Source organism: Leucobacter sp. 7(1) (assembly GCF_900163635.1).
Lineage (GTDB): Bacteria > Actinomycetota > Actinomycetes > Actinomycetales > Microbacteriaceae > Leucobacter.
Window position 1 is genome coordinate 38,879 of record NZ_FUID01000063.1, and the last position, 22,631, is coordinate 61,509.

General features: G+C 68.0%; 17 protein-coding genes. 2 read left to right on the plus strand and 15 right to left on the minus strand.

What is annotated here, in order from left to right:
* Positions 1 to 17: 17 nt before the first annotated feature.
* The 9 genes from hisI to FM113_RS11875 all read right to left on the minus strand — a co-directional run bounded on the left by hisI (position 18) and on the right by FM113_RS11875 (position 11,185).
* Positions 18 to 383, minus strand: a complete 366-nt coding sequence (hisI, locus tag FM113_RS11835; protein ID WP_087014943.1) for a phosphoribosyl-AMP cyclohydrolase — start codon at positions 381 to 383, stop codon at positions 18 to 20.
* A 3-nt stretch (positions 384 to 386) separates the two neighbouring features.
* Entirely contained in the window at positions 387 to 1,175 is a 789-nt protein-coding gene (gene hisF / locus FM113_RS11840; protein WP_087014945.1) for an imidazole glycerol phosphate synthase subunit HisF, read from the minus strand.
* A 14-nt stretch (positions 1,176 to 1,189) separates the two neighbouring features.
* Positions 1,190 to 2,032: an ATP phosphoribosyltransferase gene (hisG, locus tag FM113_RS11845; RefSeq protein ID WP_087014970.1), complete on the minus strand. Its 843-nt coding sequence runs from the start codon at positions 2,030 to 2,032 to the stop codon at positions 1,190 to 1,192.
* A 98-nt stretch (positions 2,033 to 2,130) separates the two neighbouring features.
* Entirely contained in the window at positions 2,131 to 2,394 is a 264-nt protein-coding gene (locus FM113_RS11850) for a phosphoribosyl-ATP diphosphatase (RefSeq protein WP_087014946.1), read from the minus strand.
* A gap of 87 nt (positions 2,395 to 2,481) precedes the next feature.
* Complete coding sequence (gene rpe, locus FM113_RS11855) at positions 2,482 to 3,144, minus strand: ribulose-phosphate 3-epimerase (protein ID WP_087014948.1); 663 nt, start codon at positions 3,142 to 3,144, stop codon at positions 2,482 to 2,484.
* Positions 3,145 to 3,849: 705 nt separating this feature from the next.
* Positions 3,850 to 5,412, minus strand: a complete 1,563-nt coding sequence (locus FM113_RS11860; protein WP_176387198.1) for an RsmB/NOP family class I SAM-dependent RNA methyltransferase — start codon at positions 5,410 to 5,412, stop codon at positions 3,850 to 3,852.
* A complete protein-coding gene (locus FM113_RS11865; protein WP_087014950.1) occupies positions 5,409 to 6,326 on the minus strand; it encodes a methionyl-tRNA formyltransferase in 918 nt (305 codons plus the stop codon). Before FM113_RS11865 ends, FM113_RS11860 begins: the two co-directional genes overlap by 4 nt.
* A 12-nt stretch (positions 6,327 to 6,338) precedes the next feature.
* Positions 6,339 to 9,782 (minus strand): hypothetical protein, encoded by a 3,444-nt coding sequence (locus FM113_RS11870; RefSeq protein WP_087014952.1) that lies wholly within the window; start codon positions 9,780 to 9,782, stop codon positions 6,339 to 6,341.
* A complete protein-coding gene (locus FM113_RS11875) occupies positions 9,779 to 11,185 on the minus strand; it encodes an SWIM zinc finger family protein (RefSeq protein ID WP_254908990.1) in 1,407 nt (468 codons plus the stop codon). The genes FM113_RS11870 and FM113_RS11875 overlap by 4 nt, the downstream gene beginning before the upstream one ends.
* A 178-nt stretch (positions 11,186 to 11,363) precedes the next feature.
* Between FM113_RS11875 and trpB the strand changes: the two genes are divergently transcribed.
* The gene (gene trpB, locus FM113_RS11880) at positions 11,364 to 12,593 is read left to right on the plus strand and encodes a tryptophan synthase subunit beta (RefSeq protein WP_087014954.1); all 1,230 of its coding nucleotides are present in this window, start codon (positions 11,364 to 11,366) and stop codon (positions 12,591 to 12,593) included.
* Positions 12,594 to 12,657: 64 nt separating this feature from the next.
* Here the strand turns inward: trpB and FM113_RS11885 are convergent, their stop codons facing one another.
* The 6 genes from FM113_RS11885 to FM113_RS11910 form a co-directional block, all read right to left on the minus strand.
* The gene (locus tag FM113_RS11885) at positions 12,658 to 14,121 is read right to left on the minus strand and encodes a sodium:alanine symporter family protein (protein WP_087014956.1); all 1,464 of its coding nucleotides are present in this window, start codon (positions 14,119 to 14,121) and stop codon (positions 12,658 to 12,660) included.
* Positions 14,122 to 14,159: 38 nt separating this feature from the next.
* Entirely contained in the window at positions 14,160 to 16,616 is a 2,457-nt protein-coding gene (locus tag FM113_RS18495) for a hypothetical protein (protein ID WP_254908991.1), read from the minus strand.
* Positions 16,617 to 16,622: 6 nt separating this feature from the next.
* Positions 16,623 to 17,813, minus strand: coding sequence for a methionine adenosyltransferase (metK, locus tag FM113_RS11895; protein ID WP_087014958.1), 1,191 nt, complete (start codon positions 17,811 to 17,813; stop codon positions 16,623 to 16,625).
* A 121-nt stretch (positions 17,814 to 17,934) separates the two neighbouring features.
* Positions 17,935 to 18,201 (minus strand): DNA-directed RNA polymerase subunit omega, encoded by a 267-nt coding sequence (rpoZ, locus tag FM113_RS11900; protein WP_087014960.1) that lies wholly within the window; start codon positions 18,199 to 18,201, stop codon positions 17,935 to 17,937.
* A 254-nt stretch (positions 18,202 to 18,455) separates the two neighbouring features.
* Positions 18,456 to 20,231, minus strand: a complete 1,776-nt coding sequence (locus tag FM113_RS11905; protein ID WP_087014962.1) for an S-layer homology domain-containing protein — start codon at positions 20,229 to 20,231, stop codon at positions 18,456 to 18,458.
* 383 nt (positions 20,232 to 20,614) lie between these two features.
* Complete coding sequence (locus tag FM113_RS11910; protein WP_087014964.1) at positions 20,615 to 21,262, minus strand: hypothetical protein; 648 nt, start codon at positions 21,260 to 21,262, stop codon at positions 20,615 to 20,617.
* 107 nt (positions 21,263 to 21,369) lie between these two features.
* On the opposite strand from FM113_RS11910, the gene FM113_RS11915 reads away from it, so the two are divergent.
* Positions 21,370 to 22,233, plus strand: coding sequence for an acyl-CoA thioesterase II (locus FM113_RS11915; RefSeq protein WP_087014965.1), 864 nt, complete (start codon positions 21,370 to 21,372; stop codon positions 22,231 to 22,233).
* Positions 22,234 to 22,631 lie beyond the last annotated feature (398 nt).

Consider the following 22,631-nt stretch of genomic DNA (forward strand, 5'->3'; position numbering starts at 1 on the left):
CGTTCAGGTGATGCGGATCAGGCGTCCGGTGCCGCAGAGTCACCGACGATCGCCGGGATCTCGCGGCCGGTGAAGCAGCTGCGCGTTCCCGTGTGGCAGGCCGCACCGAGCTGCTCGACGCGGACGAGCAACGTGTCGCCGTCGCAGTCCATCGCAACGCTTCGGACATACTGGCGGTGACCGGAGGTGTCGCCCTTGCGCCAGTACTCTCCCCGGGAGCGAGACCAGAAGGTCACCCGTCCCGTGGTCAGCGTGCGCTGCAGCGCCTCGTGGTCCATCCAGGCGAGCATCAGCACCTCGCCGGAGGCGTCGTCCTGAATGATCGCCGGGAGCAGTCCACTTTCATCGAAGCGAATTTCCGCGGGAACCGAGTTTGTGGTCACGGTTTACGCTCCCGTCGCTGTGTCGCCGGTCAGGCGCACGGTGTGGCCCGCATCAGCGAGCGCCCGCTTCACCTCACCGATCGTGAAGGTGTTGTAGTGGAATACCGAGGCGGCGAGCACCGCGTCGGCCCCAGCCGCCACGGCGGGCGCGAAGTGTTCGAGCTTGCCCGCGCCGCCAGACGCGATGACGGGAACATCGGAGACGGCGCGAACCAGTGCCGTGAGCTCCAGGTCGAAGCCCTCCTGTGTGCCGTCGGCGTCCATCGAGTTCACGAGCAATTCGCCGGCCCCGCGTTCCACCGCTTCCTTGCACCAGGCGATCGCGTCGAGGTCGGTTTCGCGTTTGCCACCGTGGGTGGTCACCACAAAGCCGGAGGGCATGCGATCGCTCCGCTTCACGTCGAGCGACAGCACAAGCACCTGCGCGCCGAAGCGATCCGCGATCTCGCCGATCACCTCGGGACGCGCAATTGCCCCGCTGTTGATTCCGACTTTGTCCGCACCGACGCCAAGCAGGCGCGCCACGTCCTCAGCGCTGCGCACCCCGCCGCCGACTGTCAGCGGGATAAAAACCTGCTCGGCGGTGCGCTGGACCACGTCGTAGGTTGTGGACCGATCGTCGACCGTGGCGGTGACATCGAGGAACGTGAGCTCATCGGCGCCCTGCTCTGCGTAGCGCGCGGCGAGCTCGACCGGGTCCCCTGCATCACGCAGGTTCAGAAAGTTCACGCCCTTCACGACGCGGCCTGCGGCGACGTCAAGACAGGGGATCACCCGAGTTGCGAGAGTCATGATCCGCTCCCCCGTTACAGCCGTGCAGCGTGGATCGGCGTCACCAGAATTGCGCGCGCACCCAGGTCGTACAGCTCGTCCATGATCGTGTTCGCCTCATCCGCACGCACCATCACACGGACGGCCACCCAGGCCTCGTCCTTCAGCGGCGACACCGTCGGCGACTCCATGCCACCGGCCACCTGGGACGCAGCCTCAAGCTGGTCCGCGGGCAGGTCGTAGTCCATCAGCACATACTTGCGGGCCACGAGCACACCGCGGAGGCGGCGCAACAGTCGCTCGATCCCGGGGTGTTCGTTTGGGCCGCCGATCAGCACCGCGGTCGACTCGAGGATGACCGGGCCGAAGATTTCCAGGCCGGCCGCACGCAGCGTCGCACCTGTCGACACCACATCCGCCACGGCGTCGGCAACACCCAGTTGCACCGCCGACTCGACGGCACCGTCGAGCTTGACGAGCGAGGAGACGATCCCGCGCGCGCGCAGGAAGTCGTCAACAAGCTGCGGGTAACTCGTCGCGATCCGCTTCCCGGCGAGGTGTTCCAGCTCCGAGAGTTCGCCCCCGGCGGGCGCCGCGAAACGGAACGTGGAGTCGCCAAATTCAAGCGTCTCGATCTCCGTCGCGGCGGAACCCGAGTCGAGCAGCAGATCCCGGCCAGTGATGCCGACATCGAGGGCACCGGAGCCCACATAGGTCGCGATGTCACGGGGGCGCAGGTAGAAAAACTCGACATCATTGCGGGTGTCCGCGTGGACAAGCTTGCGGCTGTCGCGGCGGCCCGAATAGCCCGCCTCCGTCAGCATGTCGGCGGCGATCTCTGACAGCGATCCCTTGTTGGGGACGGCGATGCGAAGCATGAGTGGAGGGATTCCTTCCGTGGTGGCAGCCGAATCTGCAGCGTGCCGGGTGATGGTGAGGTCAGCGGCAAGCGTCGGCGCGCGAAAGGGCACCGACGCTACAGATGCGTGTACACGTCCTCGAGGGTCAAACCCTTAGCGAGCATGAGCACCTGCAAGTGGTAGAGCAGCTGGCTAATTTCCTCAGCGCACTCGGCGTCGGACTCGTGCTCCGCGGCCATCCAGACCTCGGCGGCCTCCTCCACGATCTTCTTCCCGATCGAGTGGATACCGGCGTCGAGGCGCGCGACAGTGTCGCTCCCCTCGGGGCGGGAGATGGCCTTCGCGCTGAGTTCCGCGAACAGATCGTCAAACGACTTCACAGGACCACACTACCGCGTTTCTGTCCGGCCGCGCGCACGGCCACCGGCCGGATGGGCACATGGCCCTCTCCCGCCGGGCGCGGCGAGCTAGTGTGTGTGCTTCGCCGCGGCCACTCGGAGCTCCGCGATGCGGTCCTCGGGGACCCCGCCATACACCGCCGATCCAGCCACAAATGTGTCGGCCCCAGCTTCTGCGGCGATCCCGATCGTGTCCTTCGTGATCCCGCCATCCACCTGCAGCCACAGGTCGAGGCCGAGCCGAGACTTCGCCTCGGCGAACCGCTGCAGCTTCGGCATCATGTCTGCCATGAACGACTGGCCACCGAAGCCGGGCTCGACAGTCATGACCAGGACCTGATCGAACTCGGGCAGCAACTCCAAGTAGGGTTCGGGGTCGGTGCCGGGCTTGAGCGCGATGCCGGCGCGGGCACCGATGTCGCGGATCTTGCGGGCGAGGGCGACCGGATCGGCCGCCGCTTCGGCGTGGAAGGTGACGGAGTACGCGCCGAGCTCAGCGTAGCCCGGCGCCCAGCGGTCGGCGTCGGCGATCATGAGGTGCACGTCGAGCGGGACCGGGGACACTGCCTGGATGCGCTCCACGATCGGCGGGCCCATCGTGAGGTTCGGTACGAAGTGGTTGTCCATGACGTCGACGTGGACGAGATCCGCCGTGCGGATCGCCTCAAGCTCGGCCTGAAGGTTCACGAAGTCGGCGGACAGAATGCTGGGGTTAATGCGCTGCGCGGTCACGTTCCCATTCTACGCGCGCCCCAGTCTTGCGCCGACCCCGCAATTTGGCACCTCATCCGCCTCCGAAAGGTGCGCGATTGCGTTCTCAGCGACAGTGCATGCGGGCAAGGACGAGGAGGGGCCAGGAAGGGTGAGGAGCGCAGGCTGATGAGAGCAGAGTGAGGAGAGCAGGCTGATGAGAGCAGAGTGATGTTTGGCTTGGTGAGGCGGTGTGATTCCCCTAGCCTGAGCCGGCCGCCCTGTGCCCACAGCCCGTTCCTGCCCACACCGCGCCACCCTACTCGCCTACCCCGCCGGTGCCGGAACCTCGCTCTCGCACTCTCGCACTCTCGCACTCTCGCACTCTCGCACTCTGCAAGGCATCACAACGCGCCAGACGACCTGCTCGCCAGGAGTTTTCTGTCTTGACTCATGCACACACCACCAAAACCCTCACCGAGTCCGCATTCACGCACCTCAATGACCCAAAAAAGGTGCGAGATTGCGTTCTGGGCGAAGGACGCGGGCTGGGCAGGGTGGGTCAATGCCCACACCCTGCCAATCCCCCACTCAATCCAGGCACTCACACTCATCCAGGCACTCACACTCATCCAGGCACATCCCACGCCAAAACTTCACTTACGCACGTGGCAAGCTCCATCAACGAGCGAGATTGCGTTCTCGGCGGTGGTTCGCGGTGGTGGCCTGAGCAAAGCCCGGCCCGGGCTACGCGCGCTGGAAGAGGGCCACGAACATCGCGTCGGTGCCGTGGCGGTGCGGCCAGAGCTGGGCGCTGAGCGCGTCACCCGCGATGTCGATGTCTCCCCGCGCCACGTCTCGCAGGGCCTCCCGCGCGTCAAGCTCGATGAGCCCGGGTGAGCGCTGCAGCAGCCGCTCCACGGCAATACGGGTCTCGGCGAGGTGCGGTGAGCATGTGACGTAGGCTAGCGTGCCGCCCGGTGCCAGGTGCGCAACCGCGGCATCGAGAAGCTCGGCCTGCAGTGCGGTGAGCTCTGGAAGGTCGGACGGCTGTTTGCGCCAGCGCGCCTCCGGGCGACGGCGGAGCGCACCGAGCCCGGTGCAGGGCGCGTCGACGAGGATCCTGTCGAAGGTCTCGCCGCCGTACGCGGCGTCTTCGCGGCCGTCGTGAGATACGACTTCCACGGCCTCCGCGACCCCTGCCACAGAACGGCGCACAAGCTCGGCGCGGTGTTCGGAGACCTCATTGGCGCGGACCGTTGCCCCGCCCACGAGCGCTTCAGCGCCGAGGACCGCGGTCTTCCCGCCAGGCCCGGCGCAGAGATCGAGCCAGCGCTCTCCGGCGCGCACCGGTCGCGAGCGGGTCAGCGCGAGGGCCGCGAGCTGGGAGCCTTGGTCTTGCACCCGCACACGACCCTCGGGGGCGTCGAGCTCGGCGATCGCGCGCCCCGGGTCGCCGCCCGAGAGTTCGAGCCCGAGCGGCGACGGCCCGGTGGCACTCAGCGTGGGGCCGTTGGGCTCTGCGTCGTTCTCGGCAAGATCATCGGCGAGATCATCGGCGAGCTCTGCCGGGAGCACTCCGGACCCCGGCAGTACCGCGAGACTTACCCGCGGGGCGTCGTTGTCGGCGGCGAGCAGTTCTTCGAGTTCCTGCTCGCGCCCTTCTTTCCGAAGCGCATCGCGCAGCGCCCGCAGCACCCAGGTGGGGTGCGAGGTGCGTGTTGCGAGCGCATCGTCGGCGGTGCGGGCGGTTTCGGTGATCTCCGCGTCCCACTCTTCCGGGGTGCGCCGGCCGACGGCGCGCAGCACGCCGTTCACGAAGCCCGCAGCGTTCTGATTCCCGACCCGCCGCTGCAGCTCCACGCTTTCATTCACCGCGGCGTGCGCGGCGGTGCGCATGCCGAGCAGCTGGTGCACACCCAGGCGCAGCACGTTGCGGGTGCGTGAGTCGATGTCCGCGATGGCGCGCCCCGCGGCAAGTTCAATAATGCGGTCGTAGCGGCCGCGCCAGCGCAGCGCGCCCGCCACAAGTTCCGTGGCGAGGCCGGCGTCACGACCGTCAAGCTCCGCGTCACGGATGCGGCTGGGAAGCGCGAGGTTTGCGTAGGCCTCCCGCTCGTCAACGTCGCGCAGCACGTCGTAGGCGACAAGCCGCGCGGCAGAAATGTGTGCGCGGGGAGCCCGCTGCGGGCGATTGCCCGGCCGACGTCCGCGCCCGCCCTGCGAGTTCTGACCGCCCTGCGAGCGCTGCCCGCCCTGAGAACGCTGACCACCCTGCGAGCGTTCCCCGCCCTGAGCTGCCGGGCTCATGCGAGCACCGCCTGTCCCCCACGGCCGCGTAACCAGGCGGCCGCGTCCATGCCGGGCTTTCCGGCTGGCTGCACGCGGCGGAGCTCCAGCGATCCGGCGCCGGTCGCGAGGACCGCGACACTGCCCGTAAGTGTGACGGTGCCGGGTGCGTGCGTGTCATCGGTCTCGCTGCGCGGCGCAAGCTCCAGCAGCTTGATCGGCTGCTCATCGTGTGTGACGTAGGCTCCGGGTTCCGGGGTGACCCCGGCCCAGTGGGCAAGCACGGCATCGGCGGGTCGCGTCAGGTCGAGCCGCCCATCTTCGCGGCTCAGCTTGTGCGCGTACGTCTCAGTCCCCGTCTGTGCCTGCCCTGCGGCGGGGTCCGCCGCAAGCAGCTGCACAGCTGCGAGGACCGCAGCCGTGCCGAAATCGGACAGTTCGGTGAGCGCCGCGCCCGCCGACGTCCCGGGCGGGAACTCTCGGGAGTCTCGGGTGAGCACGTCGCCCGCATCGAGCGCGGCGACGAGCCGGAACACAGTCACGCCGAGGGTGTGCTCCCCCGCTTCCAGTGCGCGCTGCACAGGTGCGGCCCCGCGCCACCGCGGGAGATCAGAGAAGTGCAGGTTAATCCAGCCGTGAGCCGGGAGACTCAACAGCGGTTCGCGGACGAGGCCACCGTAGGCAACGATCACCCCCAGTTCGGGTGCGCGTTCCGCGACCCAGGCTGTCGCCGCGTCGTCGAGTCGGTTCGCTTTGAGGATGGGGATTCCGAGTTCTTCGGCCGCCACCGCGACCGGCGAGGGGGTGAGCACTCGTTTGCGTCCAAGCGGGGCATCTTCCCGCGTGATCACCCCGACAACTTCGTGCTCCGCGGCGGCGAGCGCCTGCAGGCTGGGAACGGCGAACTCGGGAGTTCCGGCGAAGACGATGCGCATCCTCCTATTATCTCACCTCACCGCCAGGTCGAGTTCCGCGCGCAATTCTCGCGCCTTTCGGAACGCTGCCTGCGAGCCGGTCCGAGTCGCGAGCTCGGAGAGCCCGGGCCAGGTCGCTGCGTCCGCCGGGAGGTGTCCGCGGTCAGCGGCTGCGCGGAGGATTTCCGCCCGGCCGAGTGCAACGTCGAGCACCCGGTTCAGCCAGCGCGGCGGCGTCCCCGTTGCCGCAGCCGCGATCCGAACGGACTCCGTGAGCGCGGGCCACAGTGTGGTGAGTGTGTCCGGGTCACTCTCGATCAGCCCGACGAGCTTCACCGGCGAATAGTCCGCGTTCTGGAGCAGCCTCGCCACGGCGAGCCGCACCGTGGCAGCGCCGAACAACTCGGAGCGCACGGCTTCCCTGACGGTGAACGCGTGCCCGTTGTCGTGATTCATGCTTCCCAGCATCACCGCGACCATCCCTGCGGTGAGTGGCGGCACCGCCCCGTCCCGACGGAGCGGGCCGTTTGTGCCGTCGAGCCAGTTGCGGTGTTCGGCGACAACCATCGCACCGGCTCCGCCGGCGGAGGCCGGATCCCAGCGCAGCCAGGCACGAGCGTCGTGCTGGATCGGAGTGTCGGGGCCCTCGGTCATGCCGCACTGCCCCTCGTGTTCGAGGTCATAGAACCAGGACGTGCGGGTGCGGAACACTCGGTCCCCGTGACTCGAGTCGGCAAGCCGGCCTGCGGGGAAGGCGAGCCCAATGTCAAGGAAGCGCGTCGACGCTTTCGGATCGTGCCAGCGCGCCGTTACGGCGGCACCATCGTCGATCGCTGGGCCCCCGCCCCGACGCAACGGCCATGCCTCCTCGAACGCTGCATCGCTCAGGTGTGCCACGGCAGCACGAGGCGCGGACTCGTGCGCGGTACCGGGTGTGGCAGGCGGCGCAGGCTCGGTGTCCTCCGGTAACTCGGCCACGATCTTCCGGGCGAGCCCGACCGCGCGGGAATTCCCGGGGGCGGCCGCGAGCGCGCGTGTTCCGAGCAGCGCGAGTGAATGCCCGGGCGCGAGGCCAGCTGCGACAGCGAGCCGGACGGCGGGGAGGAGTTCCCCCAGATACGTCACAAGCTCAGGCGTGCCCGCGAGCAATCGGGGTGCGCGGAGCGAGCGGGCGACGAGGGCATCGAGCAACGGCCACACGACGGCAAGCAGCCCCTCATCGGCAAGCTCGGCGCAGGCCGCCGCGAACGCGGCAAGCTTGCCAGGCGTCTCCTGCCAATCGAGCCGCGCGGGATCCGCCACCCCAGGGATCAGGATGCCGCGGGCCCAGGCGTCCCGCACGGCCTGAGCCCCGTCGACAACTGCGCGCTCGTGGAAGCCGCGCTGGGCCGCCAGGAGGTTCACGGCGAGACCGGGGGTGAGCGGGACGGAACGGGTCACGAGCACGCCAAGATCACGGCCAAGGCCGGCGAGCTCGGAGTGTTCGATGCCCCATCCTGCGGTGTCGCCACCACCCGGCCAGGCGTCCAGGCTGAGCCCGCTATGGACCGTGTCGGTGCGCAGCCGCGGAGGAAACTCCGCCAGCGATGCCGGAAGGGTGAGCGCGCCCGGGGCCCACCAGTGCCGTTGCGAGTCCAGCACTCGGTCGGGCTCCTGGAGCGGGTCTGCGATGTAGCGCAGTACCGCGGGTCCAGCCGGTGTGGCAAGCATCGCACCGTCCTGCCCGATCACGGGGACGCGGTTCTGGGCGAGCTCTGCTGAGATTTCGGGGGTGACCCGTCCGAGGTCGAGCCTCAGCAATGCAAGCAGCACGTCCGCTTCGATCGCGCGTGCGCCCGCCGCACCGTAGTCACGCAATCGCGCAACGAGGTCGGCGGGGTCCACGCGGAGATCGTCCCAACTGGGTGTGGAGAGCAACGACGGCACCGATCCGAGTTGCTGCAGTACGGCGGCGTCGCGGGCGGGGACGGGCTGGTACACGGTAGCGCTGGAGCCAGGAATGTCGCTGCGCGGAGGCCTGTCGAGCATGGGGATCGGCTGCTCAGCGACCCACTCCGCAATTCCGCGCAGGCCGGGCACCCACTGTGGGCGGACCCCGCGCAGCGCTACCCGGGCGGCCGTCGCGTCCGTCCGCGCCACGCGGTTCGCGAGCGCCAGCAACCGCTCGGCCGCGGGGTCGCTCAGGGAACTCTCCGGGGCACCGCTCAGCGCGGCGGCGGCTGCGGTGAGTGCCCCGGAGCTGACCTCACCGATTTCGAAGCGCGGCACATCCCACAGCGGCGGCGTCGGCAGCCACACGCCACGCACTGGGGTGTCATCCCCCAGCGGTCCTCGTTCCCGGGTGGTGTCGCTGTCGATCCCCCAGGCGGTGAGGACCGTGCGTGCGGCCCGGGCGAGCGGTGCGTCGGAACCCGTGGCAATCGTAGAGATGAGCGGCGCGAGTTCCGCGGCTGCCGCGGGCCGCGGTCGCGCGGCGGCCGCGGCGAGCAGTGCGCGGCGCGCCTTCTTTGTCCGAGCTCCCAGCCCCAATTGGAGCACGTCGGCGACGGTCTGCTCGTCGCCGTGAGCAATGAGCGGCGGGCCAAACGCTTCGATCAGTGCGGCGTCACCCGTGGCGATCGCGGAGACAAGCGCGTCGGCCCGATCCCGCAGCGCGGCGACGCGATCCGGCGCGGTCAGGCCGAGACTGTCGGTGAGCAGCGCCGTCCAGACCTTTCGATCTCCCGGGCGCTGCGCCGCGTCGAGGCCCGCGAAGGCGAGCTCCCGAGCCGCGTTGTCGTCAAGCCAGCCGCGCTCGAGTGCAGCGTGCATGAGTTGGCCGAATGGCCCGGTGACGCTGAGTCCGGCAGCGACCGCCACCGTGGCGTGCTCGGTGAAGCGCGGGGCGAGCTCCGTGAGATCGATCGCGGGCCGTTGGCGCGGCTGCAGCCAGCCGTCGTTCCCGGGGGAACCCAGGGCATACACGGCCCAGTCTCGCAGGTAGTCGAGCCGCTGCGGCACCGGCAGTTTCAGGCGGTGCACCAGGCGCACAGTGATTCCCGCGAAGCGCGACGTCGCATCCACCCACAGCCGACCAGCACCCGTTGATGCCAGCGTCACGAACTCAGTCGCGTAGGCGTCACCACGGTCGCAGACCGCTTCGACAACGGAGACTTCGGGGAGTCGTTCCCCTCCGGGCAGCACGGCAAGCGCGCGCCGCACCGTGACGCCGAGCCGGATCGCGAACAGCGCAAGCAGGCCCGCATCGATGTCTGCCCCCAACCAGCTCCGCCAGCCATAGCTCTGCGGACTCGTTGCCTCAAACACGCCCCACTCCCCCGTGCGCAGCCCGGCGAGCGCGATCCGGCGCTGCTCGGGCGTTCCGAGCGGCAGGCCAGCGGCGGCGTCAGCGGGCTGCGCCACCCACCCCAGCTCGGCGAACACATCAAGGGTTCGCGCGAGCGCGGCCGGAGTGTCTGGCGTGGTGATCTGGCTCATGAATCCTCCGGTTGGGTAAGCGGCTGTGTGAGCGGCTGGGTCAGCGAGAGCGTGACCGCGAGCTCGTGTTTGCAGGGGCCACGGCCCGCCCCGTGGCGCAGCCCCCAGGCACAGCTGCAGCTCAGTGTGCCGCCGCGGCGACGCACCACGGATTCGGTACCGGGCGCGACTCCCAGTACGGTCCATGTCTCTGCGGCGTCGGTGCCGCGTTCCCCGCGCACCACCCGGCGCAGCGCGACAAGCGTGCGGGCGGCCGCGAGTCGCGGCTGATCTCGTGAGGCGGTCGCGGCGTATGTCGGGACCTCCCGGTGAAAGTAGGCGCCGTCGGCGAGATCCCACCCCACCCGGCCACCGGCGGCGAGCACCGCAACCGCGCCCCGCACCCGTGCCTCCGTCAGCTCGCTGCGCCGTGCGAGCAGCGGGATGTCGAGTCGGGGTTCGAACGCGAGCAGCTCGGCGATGCGCTCCGCGTCGAAAGACACCTCCGGCCCCGCGAGAGCGGAGAGCAGCGCGCCCTCGCCGGAGTGCCCGCGCCACGGTTCGGCCGTGAGCCCCAGACTGAGCCGGGCGGCCGGTAGCTGGATCTCCACTGCGCTGGCACCGGAGGAGTCGTCGCCGTACACAGTGAGTCCGGTCACATGCGGCAGCAGCCGCTTTGCCGCGCTCAGCCGGTGCAGGCCCGCGATGCCCACGGCGCCCGCGGCGGGACGGCCGCTCACGCGAATCCCGTCGCGGGCGCGGGCCAGCCACACGGTGCGGCCGCTCGCCGTCGCTGCGGGAACGGCGGCGAGGAACCCGCGTGCCTCGACCGCGTTGAGATCAATCCGAGGCGTGAGCCGCCGGTGCAGTTCTGCGACGTTTCCGAGTGCCCGGACCCACCGATCCGGCATCACCACGGGCCGTTCGTGGTTCTGCTGTGCCGGGGTAGCGAGCGTGAGCCCGGCACCTCCGACAGACAGATGCAGCAGTTCGGCACGCCGCACCGCGGCCAGCACGGCACGGGATCCCGCACCCAGGTCCACGTTTGTGGTGCCTCGGGCGATCTCCCCGCCGTCAAAGCCGCTCGCCAGCAGGTCCAGGCGGGCGTACACCCCGTTGCACGCGGAGAATGTCTCCACGCGCAGCCGATCCCCGTGCGCGCTCAGAACGGGGTCACGCATCGTCGTCGGCACGTACTGGAAGTACCGAGTAGCGGTCACATCAGCGAGGGCGAGCAGACCGCGTGCGAGCACAAGTGGCTGCGTGGCAAAGCCCGAGAAGAACTGTGGATCCGGATCCCACCCCGCGTCGGTAAGTCCGGGCGCGAGCGCCAACGCAAGTCCGCCGTCGGCACGCTGCAGCGCGTGGGTCTCGCTCGAGAATCCCCGGACGGAAGCTGGCTGCGCGGTCATCGTGTCGATCATAACGAGCACCTCCGACACGATCGATGCAGCGGGGTGCTACACTCGCCTCATGCATTTCGTGAATCAGTGGTGGGCCGCCTAGGGCGGTCACTCTTCACGCATTTGCATGCACCCCGACACCGCCTCCTCGTAGGCGGTGTTTTTGTGTCTGCGAGAGGCCCAGCACGAAGGACCCGACATGACACAGACCGCTTCCCTCCCGACCGAGCACCCGGCTTCCCCCTACCGCGCTGACGCGGCCGGGTACTTCGGCGAGTTCGGCGGCGCGGCCCTCCCCCCGTTCCTCGTCGAGCCGATCGCGGAGGTCGCCACGGCCTACGCCGAGGCGACCGCGGATCCCGCATTCCACGATGAGCTCCAGGCACTCCTCTCGAAGTACGTGGGTCGGCCCTCACTGCTCTACTTCGCGGAGAACCTGACACGTGAGCTCGGCGGAGCTCGGGTCTACCTGAAGCGCGAGGATCTCAACCACACGGGCGCGCACAAGATCAACCACTGCCTGGGTGAGGCGCTGCTGGCGAAGCGAATGGGCAAGTCCACGCTGATCGCGGAAACCGGCGCGGGGCAGCACGGGGTGGCGCTCGCCACGGCGGCCACGCTGCTCGGACTGAAGTGCGAAATCCACATGGGTGCGATCGACGTGGCCAAGCAGCATCCGAACGTGGTGCGCATGGAGCTTCTCGGCGCGAAGGTCGTAGCAGTCGAGGAGGGCGGGCAGTCCCTCAAGGAGGCCGTGGATTCCGCGTTTGGCGTGTACGCATCGGCCCCCGACGAGTACTTTTTCGCGATCGGCTCGGTGGTGGGCCCCCACCCGTATCCCTCGATGGTGCGTGATTTCCAGTCGGTCGTGGGGCGCGAGGCACGAGCCCAGATCCTCGACGCCGAGGGTAAGCTGCCCGACGCGCTGGTTGCCGCCGTCGGAGGCGGATCTAACGCGATGGGGCTCTTCGACGCGTTCCTCGCCGATGAGTCCGTGCGCATCATCGGCGTGGAGCCCGCGGGCGAGGGCCTCGACGGGGATCGCCACGCAGCTACGATGACGCTCGGCACGCCGGGCACCCTGCACGGCATGCACACGAAGGTGCTGCAGGATGCGAACGGGGAGCCCGCTCCGGTCCACTCCATCGCGTCCGGCATCGACTACCCGGGCGTAGGCCCGCAGCACGCGCACCTCGCGCAAATGGGGCGGGCTGAATACGTCACCGCGAGCGACGCGGAGACGCTTGAGGCGTTCCAGCTCCTCACCCGCACCGAGGGCATTATCCCGGCGCTCGAGTCCTCGCACGCGCTCGCCCACGTGATGCGCCTCGCTCCGACGCTGCCGCGGGACGCCGTGATCATCGCGAACCTCTCGGGCCGCGGCGACAAGGACGTCGACTTCGTCGCGGAGCGGTTGCGCGGAGCGTAGCCGCGAACATAGGCGGTGCCGGATCGCGGTGCCGGATCCGGGCGCGGGATCCGGCACCGCGAAGTCAGCGCTTTTCGACGGCGATCTGCCCGGTCACGCTCTGCTCGTCTTCCCAGCATGAGATGCCGGAGACATCGGGCATCAGCGCGCGTGTGAACACCGGGTCTCGCCCAGCTCGGCGCTGCGCGGAGTAGTCCTGCATGAGCCGGAACACGAGACCCGACAGCAGACCGATCGCCACGAGGTTGACCAGCGCCATGACCCCCATGATCGCGTCGGCGGTGTTCCAGATGAGATCCGCTGATGCGATCGCACCCACGAAGATTGCGAGCACCGCAAGCACGCGGTACCCAAACAGCACCCGGGTGCTTGTCGAGATGAACTCGATATTCGACTCCCCGTAGTAGTAGTTCCCGAGGATCGAGCTGAACGCGAGCAGGAAGATAATCACGCTGAGCAGAATGTTCGACCACGGCCCGAGCGTGCCGACGATGGCCTCCTGTGTGAGGCCGATCCCCCGCGTCGCGTTCGCGAGATCCGGCCCCGTCACCAGGATGATGAACGCCGTGATCGAGCAGATCAGGAACGTATCGAAGTACACGCCGAGGGTCTGTACCAGGCCCTGCTTCACCGGGTGCGTGACCGCTGCGCTCGCCCCGGCGTTGGGGGCGGAGCCGAGGCCGGCCTCGTTCGAGAACATGCCGCGCTTGATGCCCGTCATCAGGATCATGCCGAACGCGGCTCCTACGACCTCGTTGAAGCCAAACGCCTGCGTGTAGATCGACGCGAACACTGCCGGCAGTTGCTCGATGTGCAGGAACACGATGACAAGCCCGAGCAGCAGATAGGCGAGCGCCATCGCGGGCACGACGGCCTGCGTGACGCTCGCGATCCGGCGCACCCCGCCGAACACCACAAGCGCGGTCAGGATCGCAAGCACGATCCCCACGCCCAGCGTGATCCAGCCGGCACTTCCCGAGCCAGCGCTGACGCTCGTGAGCAGTGTCGCGCTGATCGTGTTGGCCTGCAGCGAGGAGAACGCGAACGGGAAGCACACAATGAGGATGCCGGCGAACAGGGTGCCCATCCAGCGCGAGCGTAGTCCGTGCAACATGTAGTAGGCGGGGCCGCCGCGGAATCCGTGCGGATCCCTCACCTTGAACAGCTGCCCCAACGTCGACTCGACAAAGCTCGACGCCCCGCCGATAAACGCCATCGTCCACATCCAGAACACCGCGCCGGGGCCACCAATCGCGATGGCGGTCCCGACACCCGCAATGTTCCCGACGCCCACTCGGGACGCCGCCGAAATCGTGAACGCTTGGAACGCGGAGACCGACTGCGGCGTGCCGTCCGCGTGTGTCGGTGTCTTATTTGTGAGTGTCCGCAGCATCTCGGGGAACCACCGGAACTGCACCACGCCGGATCGGATCGTGAAGTACAGGCCGAGCGCCACCAAGACGGGCAACACGGCCCACGTCCAGAGTCGATCCCCCGCCGCGAGCACAAGCTCGTTGAGTCCATCCATGCGCACAGCGTATGCCAGGATCGGCCCGGAACCCCAGATCAGCCGTCGAACACGCCGCGATCGTCGAATCGGAGACGCAGCGCCTCGGGGCGCGCCCGGCCCGGGGCGCTCTTACTCCGGGTGCGAGAAGACGCCCCAGCCGCGTCGGCGACAAGCGCGCCGCGCAACCGACGCGCTACTTCCCCGCCCTGACCGTACTCAAAGCGGACGATCGCACGAACCAGCCCCGCTGGCGTGCGCGCGGCACCGCCGGGCGGGATCGACGTGGGCCCGAGGAAATCGACCCCGGGGAGCTCCGCGATCTGCTTCAGTGCGCGCTCGACCTCGTCCGGTCCCCCGCTCACGCTTGCCACACGTACAGCGGGCGGGTATCGGAGCGCGTGCCGGTCACGCAGTTCGCTCCGCAGCCACGCGGACCCCTGACCGAGCACAAACGCTTGCACAACGGGACCGCCACCGGACGCCATCAGACAGAGCCCATCGGGTGCCGCCAGCGCGGCGGCGTTTTCCCACCAGCGCAGGCAATCCTCCCCCGCGCGAAGCGTCTCGAGGCTGAGTAGCCGCTCCGAGTCGAGGAGGATCACCGCGCGGTAGCCACCCGCCGCGAGGGGTTCTGCACCGCGTGTAGCCACGACGAGGGCCGGACGACCATCGACACGCTCGCGCGGATGCTCGCCGTCGCTCAGAATCACTCGGGCGCCGGAGAACTGCCGCTCAAACTGCTCAACGGTACGCGCGGACCCCATGCCGCGTTCACGCAGCCGCTCGCCCTCGCAAGTGCCGCAACGCCAGTCACTCGCGTAGGTGCCGCACCAGCGGCAGGAGGCCCGCCCCACGACGCGGAAGCCGATCGGGCCGGCGCAGGCGAGGCACCGGGCCAGATCTCCGCAGTCACCGCACACAGCGACCGGGGCGTACCCTGCCGTCGCTACCTGTACAAGCACGGGGCCACTGCGCAGGCCCTCCCGGATCGTGCGCGCCGCAAACTCCGGTACCCGCCCCGCGAAGGCATCCGGGGCGATCGAGGAGTCCGCGTGGATCACCCGCGTGCGGCGCGGCGGGAACTCCTGATCCCGCACGTACCCGAGCTCCACGAGCCGCTGCACCTCGGAGCTCCGCGCGTGCCCCATGAAAAACAGGCCAGCCCCCGACTGCTCGGCGCGCACGAGCGCCGCATCCCGGGCGTGCACGTAGGGGGTTAGTGGTTCGGCGAGCACCGGATCACCGTCATCCCAGAACAGGATCGCGCCGAGGTTGTGGGCCGGGGCGTACACCGCCGAGCGGTTCCCTAGAATGATCCGCGGCACGCCGTCGAGCGCGCGCAAGAAGCTCGCGTAACGCTCGCCGTTGGACTGCCGGGAGTCGACGCGGACCGCGTCTTCGTGGCCGAGCGCGGCCAGCGCATCCCGCAGCTGGTCGAGATCGCGGTAGTCGGGTGTGACCAGGATCGCGCTCCGCCCGAGCGTGTGCACAGCGATCGCCGTGCGGGCCAGCTGTGCGGCCCAGCTGCCCACCCACTCGCCCGTGTGCAGGCGCTCCGGCCCGTGTGAGGCGGTGAAAGCGAGGCGTGCGCCCGCGATGAGTTCGGCGGCAACAGCCGCCGCGGGATCGGTTCCCCGACGGGAATCGCGCGCCCCCAGGGAGTCACCGGCGGCGTCAGCCGTAGCGCCAGCAGGAGCGCCAGCCGGAGCGCCAGCGAAGGCTACCGCACCAGCACCGGCACTGATTGATGCATCAGCATTTGCATTCGCCTCAGCATCAGCATCAGCATCAGCATCAGCATCAGCATCAGCGACGCCGTCCGGGACTGCGTCCCCAACGACTCCCGCCGACGCCGGCTCGGACTCCGGCCCGGGCTGGGGCTCGGGCTCGGCGGCCTCCGCCACTGCCACCGGAACCGGAACCGGCACCGGCACCGGCACCGGCACCGGCACCGGCGCAGAAGTTTCGGCGGCAAGCGCCACGACTCGTGCGCCACGGCCCTCAGCCGCGCCAGCCGTCACACCGACTTCGGCCCCGGCAAGCTCTTCATTCTCAGCTTCAGCCCCTGCTTCAGCCCCTGCTTCAGCTTCAGCTTCAGCTTCAGCCATAGTCTCAGCGGCGGCAAGATGCTGTTTCTCAACCCGCACCTGGCGCGTCGGGATCGCGAGACGCAGGATGTCGCCCGCGGATCCCCCAGCCCGATCCGCCACGGCGCGGGCGAGCTGCCACACCTCCGGTGTGAGCTGCGGCACGGTGGTCACGAGGTCCGCAATCGGTGCGAGTTCACCCCCGAACTCACTGCGTTCCACGAACTCAATAACGTAGCCGAATGACTTCCGCTCTCGGTTGCGGAAGGGCACGCGGACGCGCTGGCCAACGCGTATGTCGTGGGCCAGCTCCGTGGGGATCGCGTAGTCGAAGAGATGATCGAGCTGCGGCAGCGCCGAGTCAAGCAGGACACGCGCGACGGCGCGCCCGTTTGCGCCCTCTGCGCGCTCGAACGCGGAGCCCACGCGCACCTAGACGCCGGCGGCGGCCTGCAGCTCCGCGACGCGGGGCGTGGCCTCCCAGGTGAAGTCGGGAAGTTCGCGACCGAAGTGTCCATAGGCACTGGTCTGCGCGTAGATCGGCCGCAGCAACTGGAGATCGCGGATGATCGCGAGCGGGCGCAGGTCGAAGACCTCACGCACGGCCGCCTCGATGCGCTCGCGCGGCACGGTCTCGGTGCCGAAGGTCTCAACGTAGAGCCCGACCGGGTGTGCCCGACCAATGGCGTAGGCCACTTGCAGCTCGGCGCGCTTCGCGAGCCCGGCCCGCACTACGTGCTTCGCGACCCAGCGCATCGCGTACGCGGCGGAGCGATCCACCTTCGACGGGTCCTTGCCGCTGAACGCACCGCCACCGTGACGGCTCGCACCGCCGTAGGTGTCGATGATGATCTTGCGTCCGGTGAGCCCGGCGTCGCCCATCGGGCCACCAACCACGAACGGGCCGGCAGGGTTAATGAACAGCTCAGCCTGCGCGCTCGGCAAGTCAACACGCTCGAGCACAGGTCGGATGATTTCCCGCTCCACGGCCTCACGCAGGGCGGGCTGGCTGATGCTCTGGTGATGCTGCGTAGAGACGACAACCGCCTCGATGCTCGCCGGACGATCCCCGTCGTAGCCGATCGTGACCTGCGTCTTACCGTCGGGACGGAGCTCTGGGATGATGCCCGCACGGCGCACCTCAGTGAGGCGCTCGGCAAGACGGTGCGAGATCCAGCTCGGCAGCGGCTGCAGTTCCGGAGTTTCGTCGGTGGCGAAGCCAAACATGATGCCCTGATCGCCCGCACCTTGGCGGCTGAGCTCGTCGTCAAGTGCGCCCGTGCGCAGCTCAAGCGAGCTGTCCACACCGTCCGCGATGTCGGGCGACTGCTGGCCGATCGACACGGACACACCACAGGAGGAGCCGTCGAAGCCCATCTCGGAGCTCGTGTAGCCGATCTCGCGCACCGCGTCGCGAACGATCTGCGGGATCTCAACATAGCCGCTCGTCGATACCTCGCCAGCGACGTGCACGAGTCCCGTCGTCACGAGCGTTTCGACGGCGACGCGCGCGCCGGGATCCTGCGCAAGCATCGCGTCGAGGATGGAATCAGAAATGCGGTCGCAGATCTTGTCGGGGTGGCCTTCGGTGACCGACTCCGAGGTGAACTGACGCAGCGACACGATGGGACTCCTTGAGCGTAGGAAGTAATTGAGAAACTGGGGCGCACCCCGAAAACACCGGTGGCGCCGGTCCCTTCAGGGTATCCGACGCCACCGACACAGCTGCGAAAGCAGCAGAAGATTACGCTGCGTCCTCCGCGGCACGCTTGGTCATCGAGAGCTTGCCCTCGACGACCTCGTGCAGTGCGATCGACAGCGGCTTGTCGTCGACAGACGAGTCGACGAGCGGCCCGACGTTATCGAACAGGTTGCCGTCGTGCAGATCCGTGTAGTAATCGTTGATCTGACGAGCACGCTGCGAGGCGAAGATCACCAGCGCATACTTCGAATCCACCTTTTCGAGCAGATCGTCGATGGGCGGGTCGATGATGCCGTTGACATTTGCCATGAAAACACTCCTCCGGTTGACCTCCCTATCCTAGCTGAGGTTCGCTGAAATTGCTGCACCCGGGCCGCGGGCCGCGCGCCCGACGGCCGCAAGGCCACGATCCCGCGCGCCAAGCCTGCCCGACAAGCCTGCCCGCAAAGCCCGCCCGCCCTACCGCCCTCCACCCATACCGAGGGGACGCACATCGGGGTCAAACCTGACGAGTAACCCCGAGGTGCGCCCCCTCGACGACATCGCGCCGCCGCGCACAGCGACTAGGAGAGCTTTTGCGCCCGGTAGAGGAACGCGGCCATCGCCTCACGGGACACCGTTGACTTCGGCAGGTATTTCGGCTTGCCGGAGGGCTGGGCATTGCCTGTCGACAATCCCGAGCGGTGCATCCAGGCGATCTCCCGGTAGAACTTGCTCCCGGGCCGCATATCGCTGAACGGCGAACTCGCGGGCTCCTTTCCGCCCGGCCGATACATCCGATACAGGAACGCCGCCATCGCTTCACGGGACACCGTTGACTTCGGCAGGTATTTCGGCTTACCCGAGGGCTGCTTCGTCCCCGTAGACAAACCTTTCGCGTGCATCCACGTGATTTCGGTGTAGAACTTGTCTCCGGGCCGGACATCGGCGAACGGCGACACCTTCGGAGCCGTGAACTTCGTCTTGCTCTGCCGGTAGAGGAACGCCGCCATCGCCTCTCGAGAGACCCCGTCCTTGGGCAAGTACTTGCGGGCGGGACGCGAGGTTGTCCCGTTGTGGTACGGCAGATGACCAGAGCCCGCGGCGACCCCGGTAGACAGCCCGGAAGAGCTCATCCACTCGATCTCGCGGGAGAACTTGTCGCTCCAGCCCACATCGCGGAATGCGGAACCCTTCTTGAGCGTGAAGTTGATGCCCTTGCGCTCTCCGATCCCAAGCTTCACCGGGGTTCCCGCGAGTCCGGTGAAGGCCTGCGTGTAGGTGAGGTTCTTGTTGTTCCAGAGCTGATCGGAGATGTCCTGGGAAAACTTCCTTCCGTCTGGGACCTGGTAAGCACCGGGTTCCGCACGGAACACGTATGTCCCTGGATCTAGGCCGACGACTTGAAATTCGAGGGCCTTGGAGTCTTCCATGGTGAAGCCAACGAAGGAACTCGTCTGCCAGGTATTGCAGGCTTGAGTGCTCCCCACGAGCTTCGCAAACACATGAACGGTACTGAGTCCGCGCGTACCCGGAGGTGCCGTGAGTCGCCCTGAGAATGCCGCAGCCGAACGCATCGTGCGATTCACTGGCTTCGCCGAACCGCTCCGAATGTCAGCCACTGGGCGATTCCATTTCGGCGGCAGGAAGCACCCCTGGTCAGTGCGCGTTCCGGCTGGCTCGCGCAAGTTGGGAAGCTTCCCGTACCAAGGATTCCCCTCTGGCAGTTCAATCATGAGCTTGAACCGTAAATCGATCTCGTACTTCGCCGGCGGCAACGGCTCAGTACGCCATGCCCCGGTCTGCGGATTCACTGTCGCGGTCGTCACATCGCCGATCATCTCGGTTGACCCGCCCCAGGGTATCGGCGTCTCGGTCATGATCATCACCTCAATGCCGGTAAGCCACTCCTTCGGGGACTCCTTGGGCAGCGTGATCTTGCCGGTAATGCTGCGCCAATTGCTTGGCGCACGCGCCGCGTCGGGCGTGCCAGCACTCGGCGGATCCGTCGACTCGGGCACATCGGGTGCGTCAAGCTGCTCGGACGGCGGGTCACCCGCCTCGGTGTCCGCCGGCGGGTCCGCCTCGTCGACCCGCTCAGGCATCGGCGAAACCTCAGGCGTCACAGACGGATCCTGCTCCTCACCCGTGGGGCCCATCACGATCTCGACCTGATCCGGCGCACCGAGATGCGTGGCCTCTTCGACTACCGGATCCGGCACCGCTGCCGTCGCCGGGACCAAATTTCCGGGGAGCGCCACTGCGCATGCAAGTGCGAGCCCGAGAGCGCCGGCGAGCCAGCCGCGCGCAGGGCGGTGACCCTTCTTGCGTTGCAGAAATTGGGAGTGTCGAATCGTCATGCTGTCCTCACTGAGCGGTCGCCGGTGGATCATCCCCCAACACCCCAACTATATGCGAAAGCTATGAAGGCTCAATGCCGAACAAGTGCGTTGCGCCCGCATCCGCGCCCGCCCCGCTGCACCTCCGGCACCCGCCCTGAGATGCCACTTTTGCACCTCGTGACTCCAGAGAAGGTACGAAATTGAGCTCTCGACGGGGGTTCCTTGATCCCGGGCGAACCCAATTTTCCGCCACGGGGCCCGGGTCATCGCAACGACATCTCGCCGAGGCTCCAATTTCGCACCCTACGGAATCTGCGAACGTACCGAATTGACTTCTCGGCGGGGTTGCGCCAGTCCCTGCCGGGGCAGAACATACGCTTGCGGCGCTAGGACCGCGGCCGCTAGCCGAGCAGGGAGCGCACCACCACGTGCCCGCGATCTGAGGAGAGTCGCGTCCAGGTCAGCGACTTCGAGACGCGCACAGGCGCGGACTCCCCCAGGAACCCGAGCGTCTCCGCGGCGAAGGCAGCCGCGGCCGGGATTCCCGGCGCGATCTCCGCGCCCCACACAGACGCGCGGACCTTGTGCACCAGCGCCTCTCCCGGGTCGGCAGGCAGCAGCTCGGCCACGCGCGCGATCCCCTCGCCGGCGACGGTCCCGAGCGAGGCCGCGTCGATCGCACCCGCGGGCTCCCACCCGGTGACGGGTGGCAGCACGCCGGCCCACGCCACCATCGCGGTGACGTCCGGAACATCAAGCGCGAGCCCGATAATCCCGAGCCGCGCGATCCGGTCCAACAGGGACCGGCCCAACACCGTCTCGTCGACGTCCTCAGCGGGAGTTTCGGATAGCGCGAACGCGCGCATCACAAGTACGACGGGAACCGAATCCGTGATCCCGCGGGGCGCCTGCGTGCAGCCGTACACGGCGAGCGTCGATCCGCGCGTCAAGATCCGCACCTCGTCTTGTCCCACCTTCTGTAGGCGCTCAAGGAAGATACGGAGGTCGTCTCGCGTCGCGTGATCCGCGAGCAGCAGTGTGGCAGCCATCCCCACAAGCCTACCGCCGCCGCACCCGCGAGGGATCCCGCGCCGCCACCCGTCACAGCCCTAGACTTGAGAGACTTATCCGCTCGGACCCGCCTCCTGGAGGAACCATGACCGCCGCCGATCTCCTCTCGATGCTCTCGGTTCTCGACTCGGGTGCGCGCACCCGCGAGGACATCCTCACGGGACCGCCGCTGCCCACCTGGCACGGTCGATCCTTCGGTGGGCAGGTCCTTGGGCAGGCACTCGCGGCGGCGGGCACGACCGCACCCGAGGGCCGAGCACTGCACTCGATGCATGGCTATTTCCTTCGCCCCGGGAACAGCGCCGAGCGTATGACCTTCGAAGTGGATCGGCTCTACGACGGCCGCTCGTTCTCGACCCGGCGCGTCCAGGCCTACCAGGAGGGGCAGGTGCTGATGTCACTGATCTCCTCCTTCCAGGTGCCGGATGAGGGAGTCGAGCACCAGGAGCGGCGAGACATGTCGGATCTGCCGGATCCGGACTCGCTGCCGACAGTCTGGGAAAAGTACGGTCACCTCGCAAGCAACGGGCAGGCCTCCTGGGTACTGAACCGGCCCTTCGACTTCCGCTACGTCGAGTCCGACATCATCTTGGAGGTCGCGGAGCGCACGAATCGTCAGAGTGTGTGGATGCGGAGCCGCGACACACTCGATGCGAGCGCCCTGATCCACTCAGCGGCCCTCGCGTTTGCGAGCGACTACCTGCTCCTGGAGCCGGTTGCCCGGCAGCATGGAACCCCCTGGGCCACGCCGGGCATGCGCTTCGCGAGCCTAGACCACGCCATGTGGTTCCACCGTCCGTTCCGCGTCGATGAGTGGCTGCTGTACGAGCTCGAGTCCCCCACCTCGCAGAGCGGCCGCGGACTCACCCACGGCCGGTTCTACGACCGCGAGGGCAACCTCGTGGCCAGCGTCAGCCAGGAGGGCATGGTCCGCTTCCCGAGCGAGTAAGGGGTGCCGGATCGAGACGTGGACGCGTTCGGCATACCGAGTGGGGCGAACGACTGCAGAACGAACTCATCGAAGTCGCGACGCAACCGGTAGCGTCCCGGTTGGCTGAGTCACGCTCTTGACTGCAGCGCGCGCTGAGGACCGTTCCGGATCGGGATCGGGTGCTGATGCGGCTCGTCGCATGAGCGAGTTTGACTGTTGCCGAGGCGGGTCATGTGCTCGAGCTGCGGCCGGCGAAGGCGCGACAGCGTTACTCGCGTGTTCGCGCGCGACTCCGGGCGGAGTTGAGTGGCTCGGGTACTTGCAGCCGATCGTCCCACATGAAGCGCGTACAACTTTCTTAAATTCTTTTCTGCTTTGTGGATCAGGGGTTCTTGTTTCGTGAAGTTGTGCCCCGC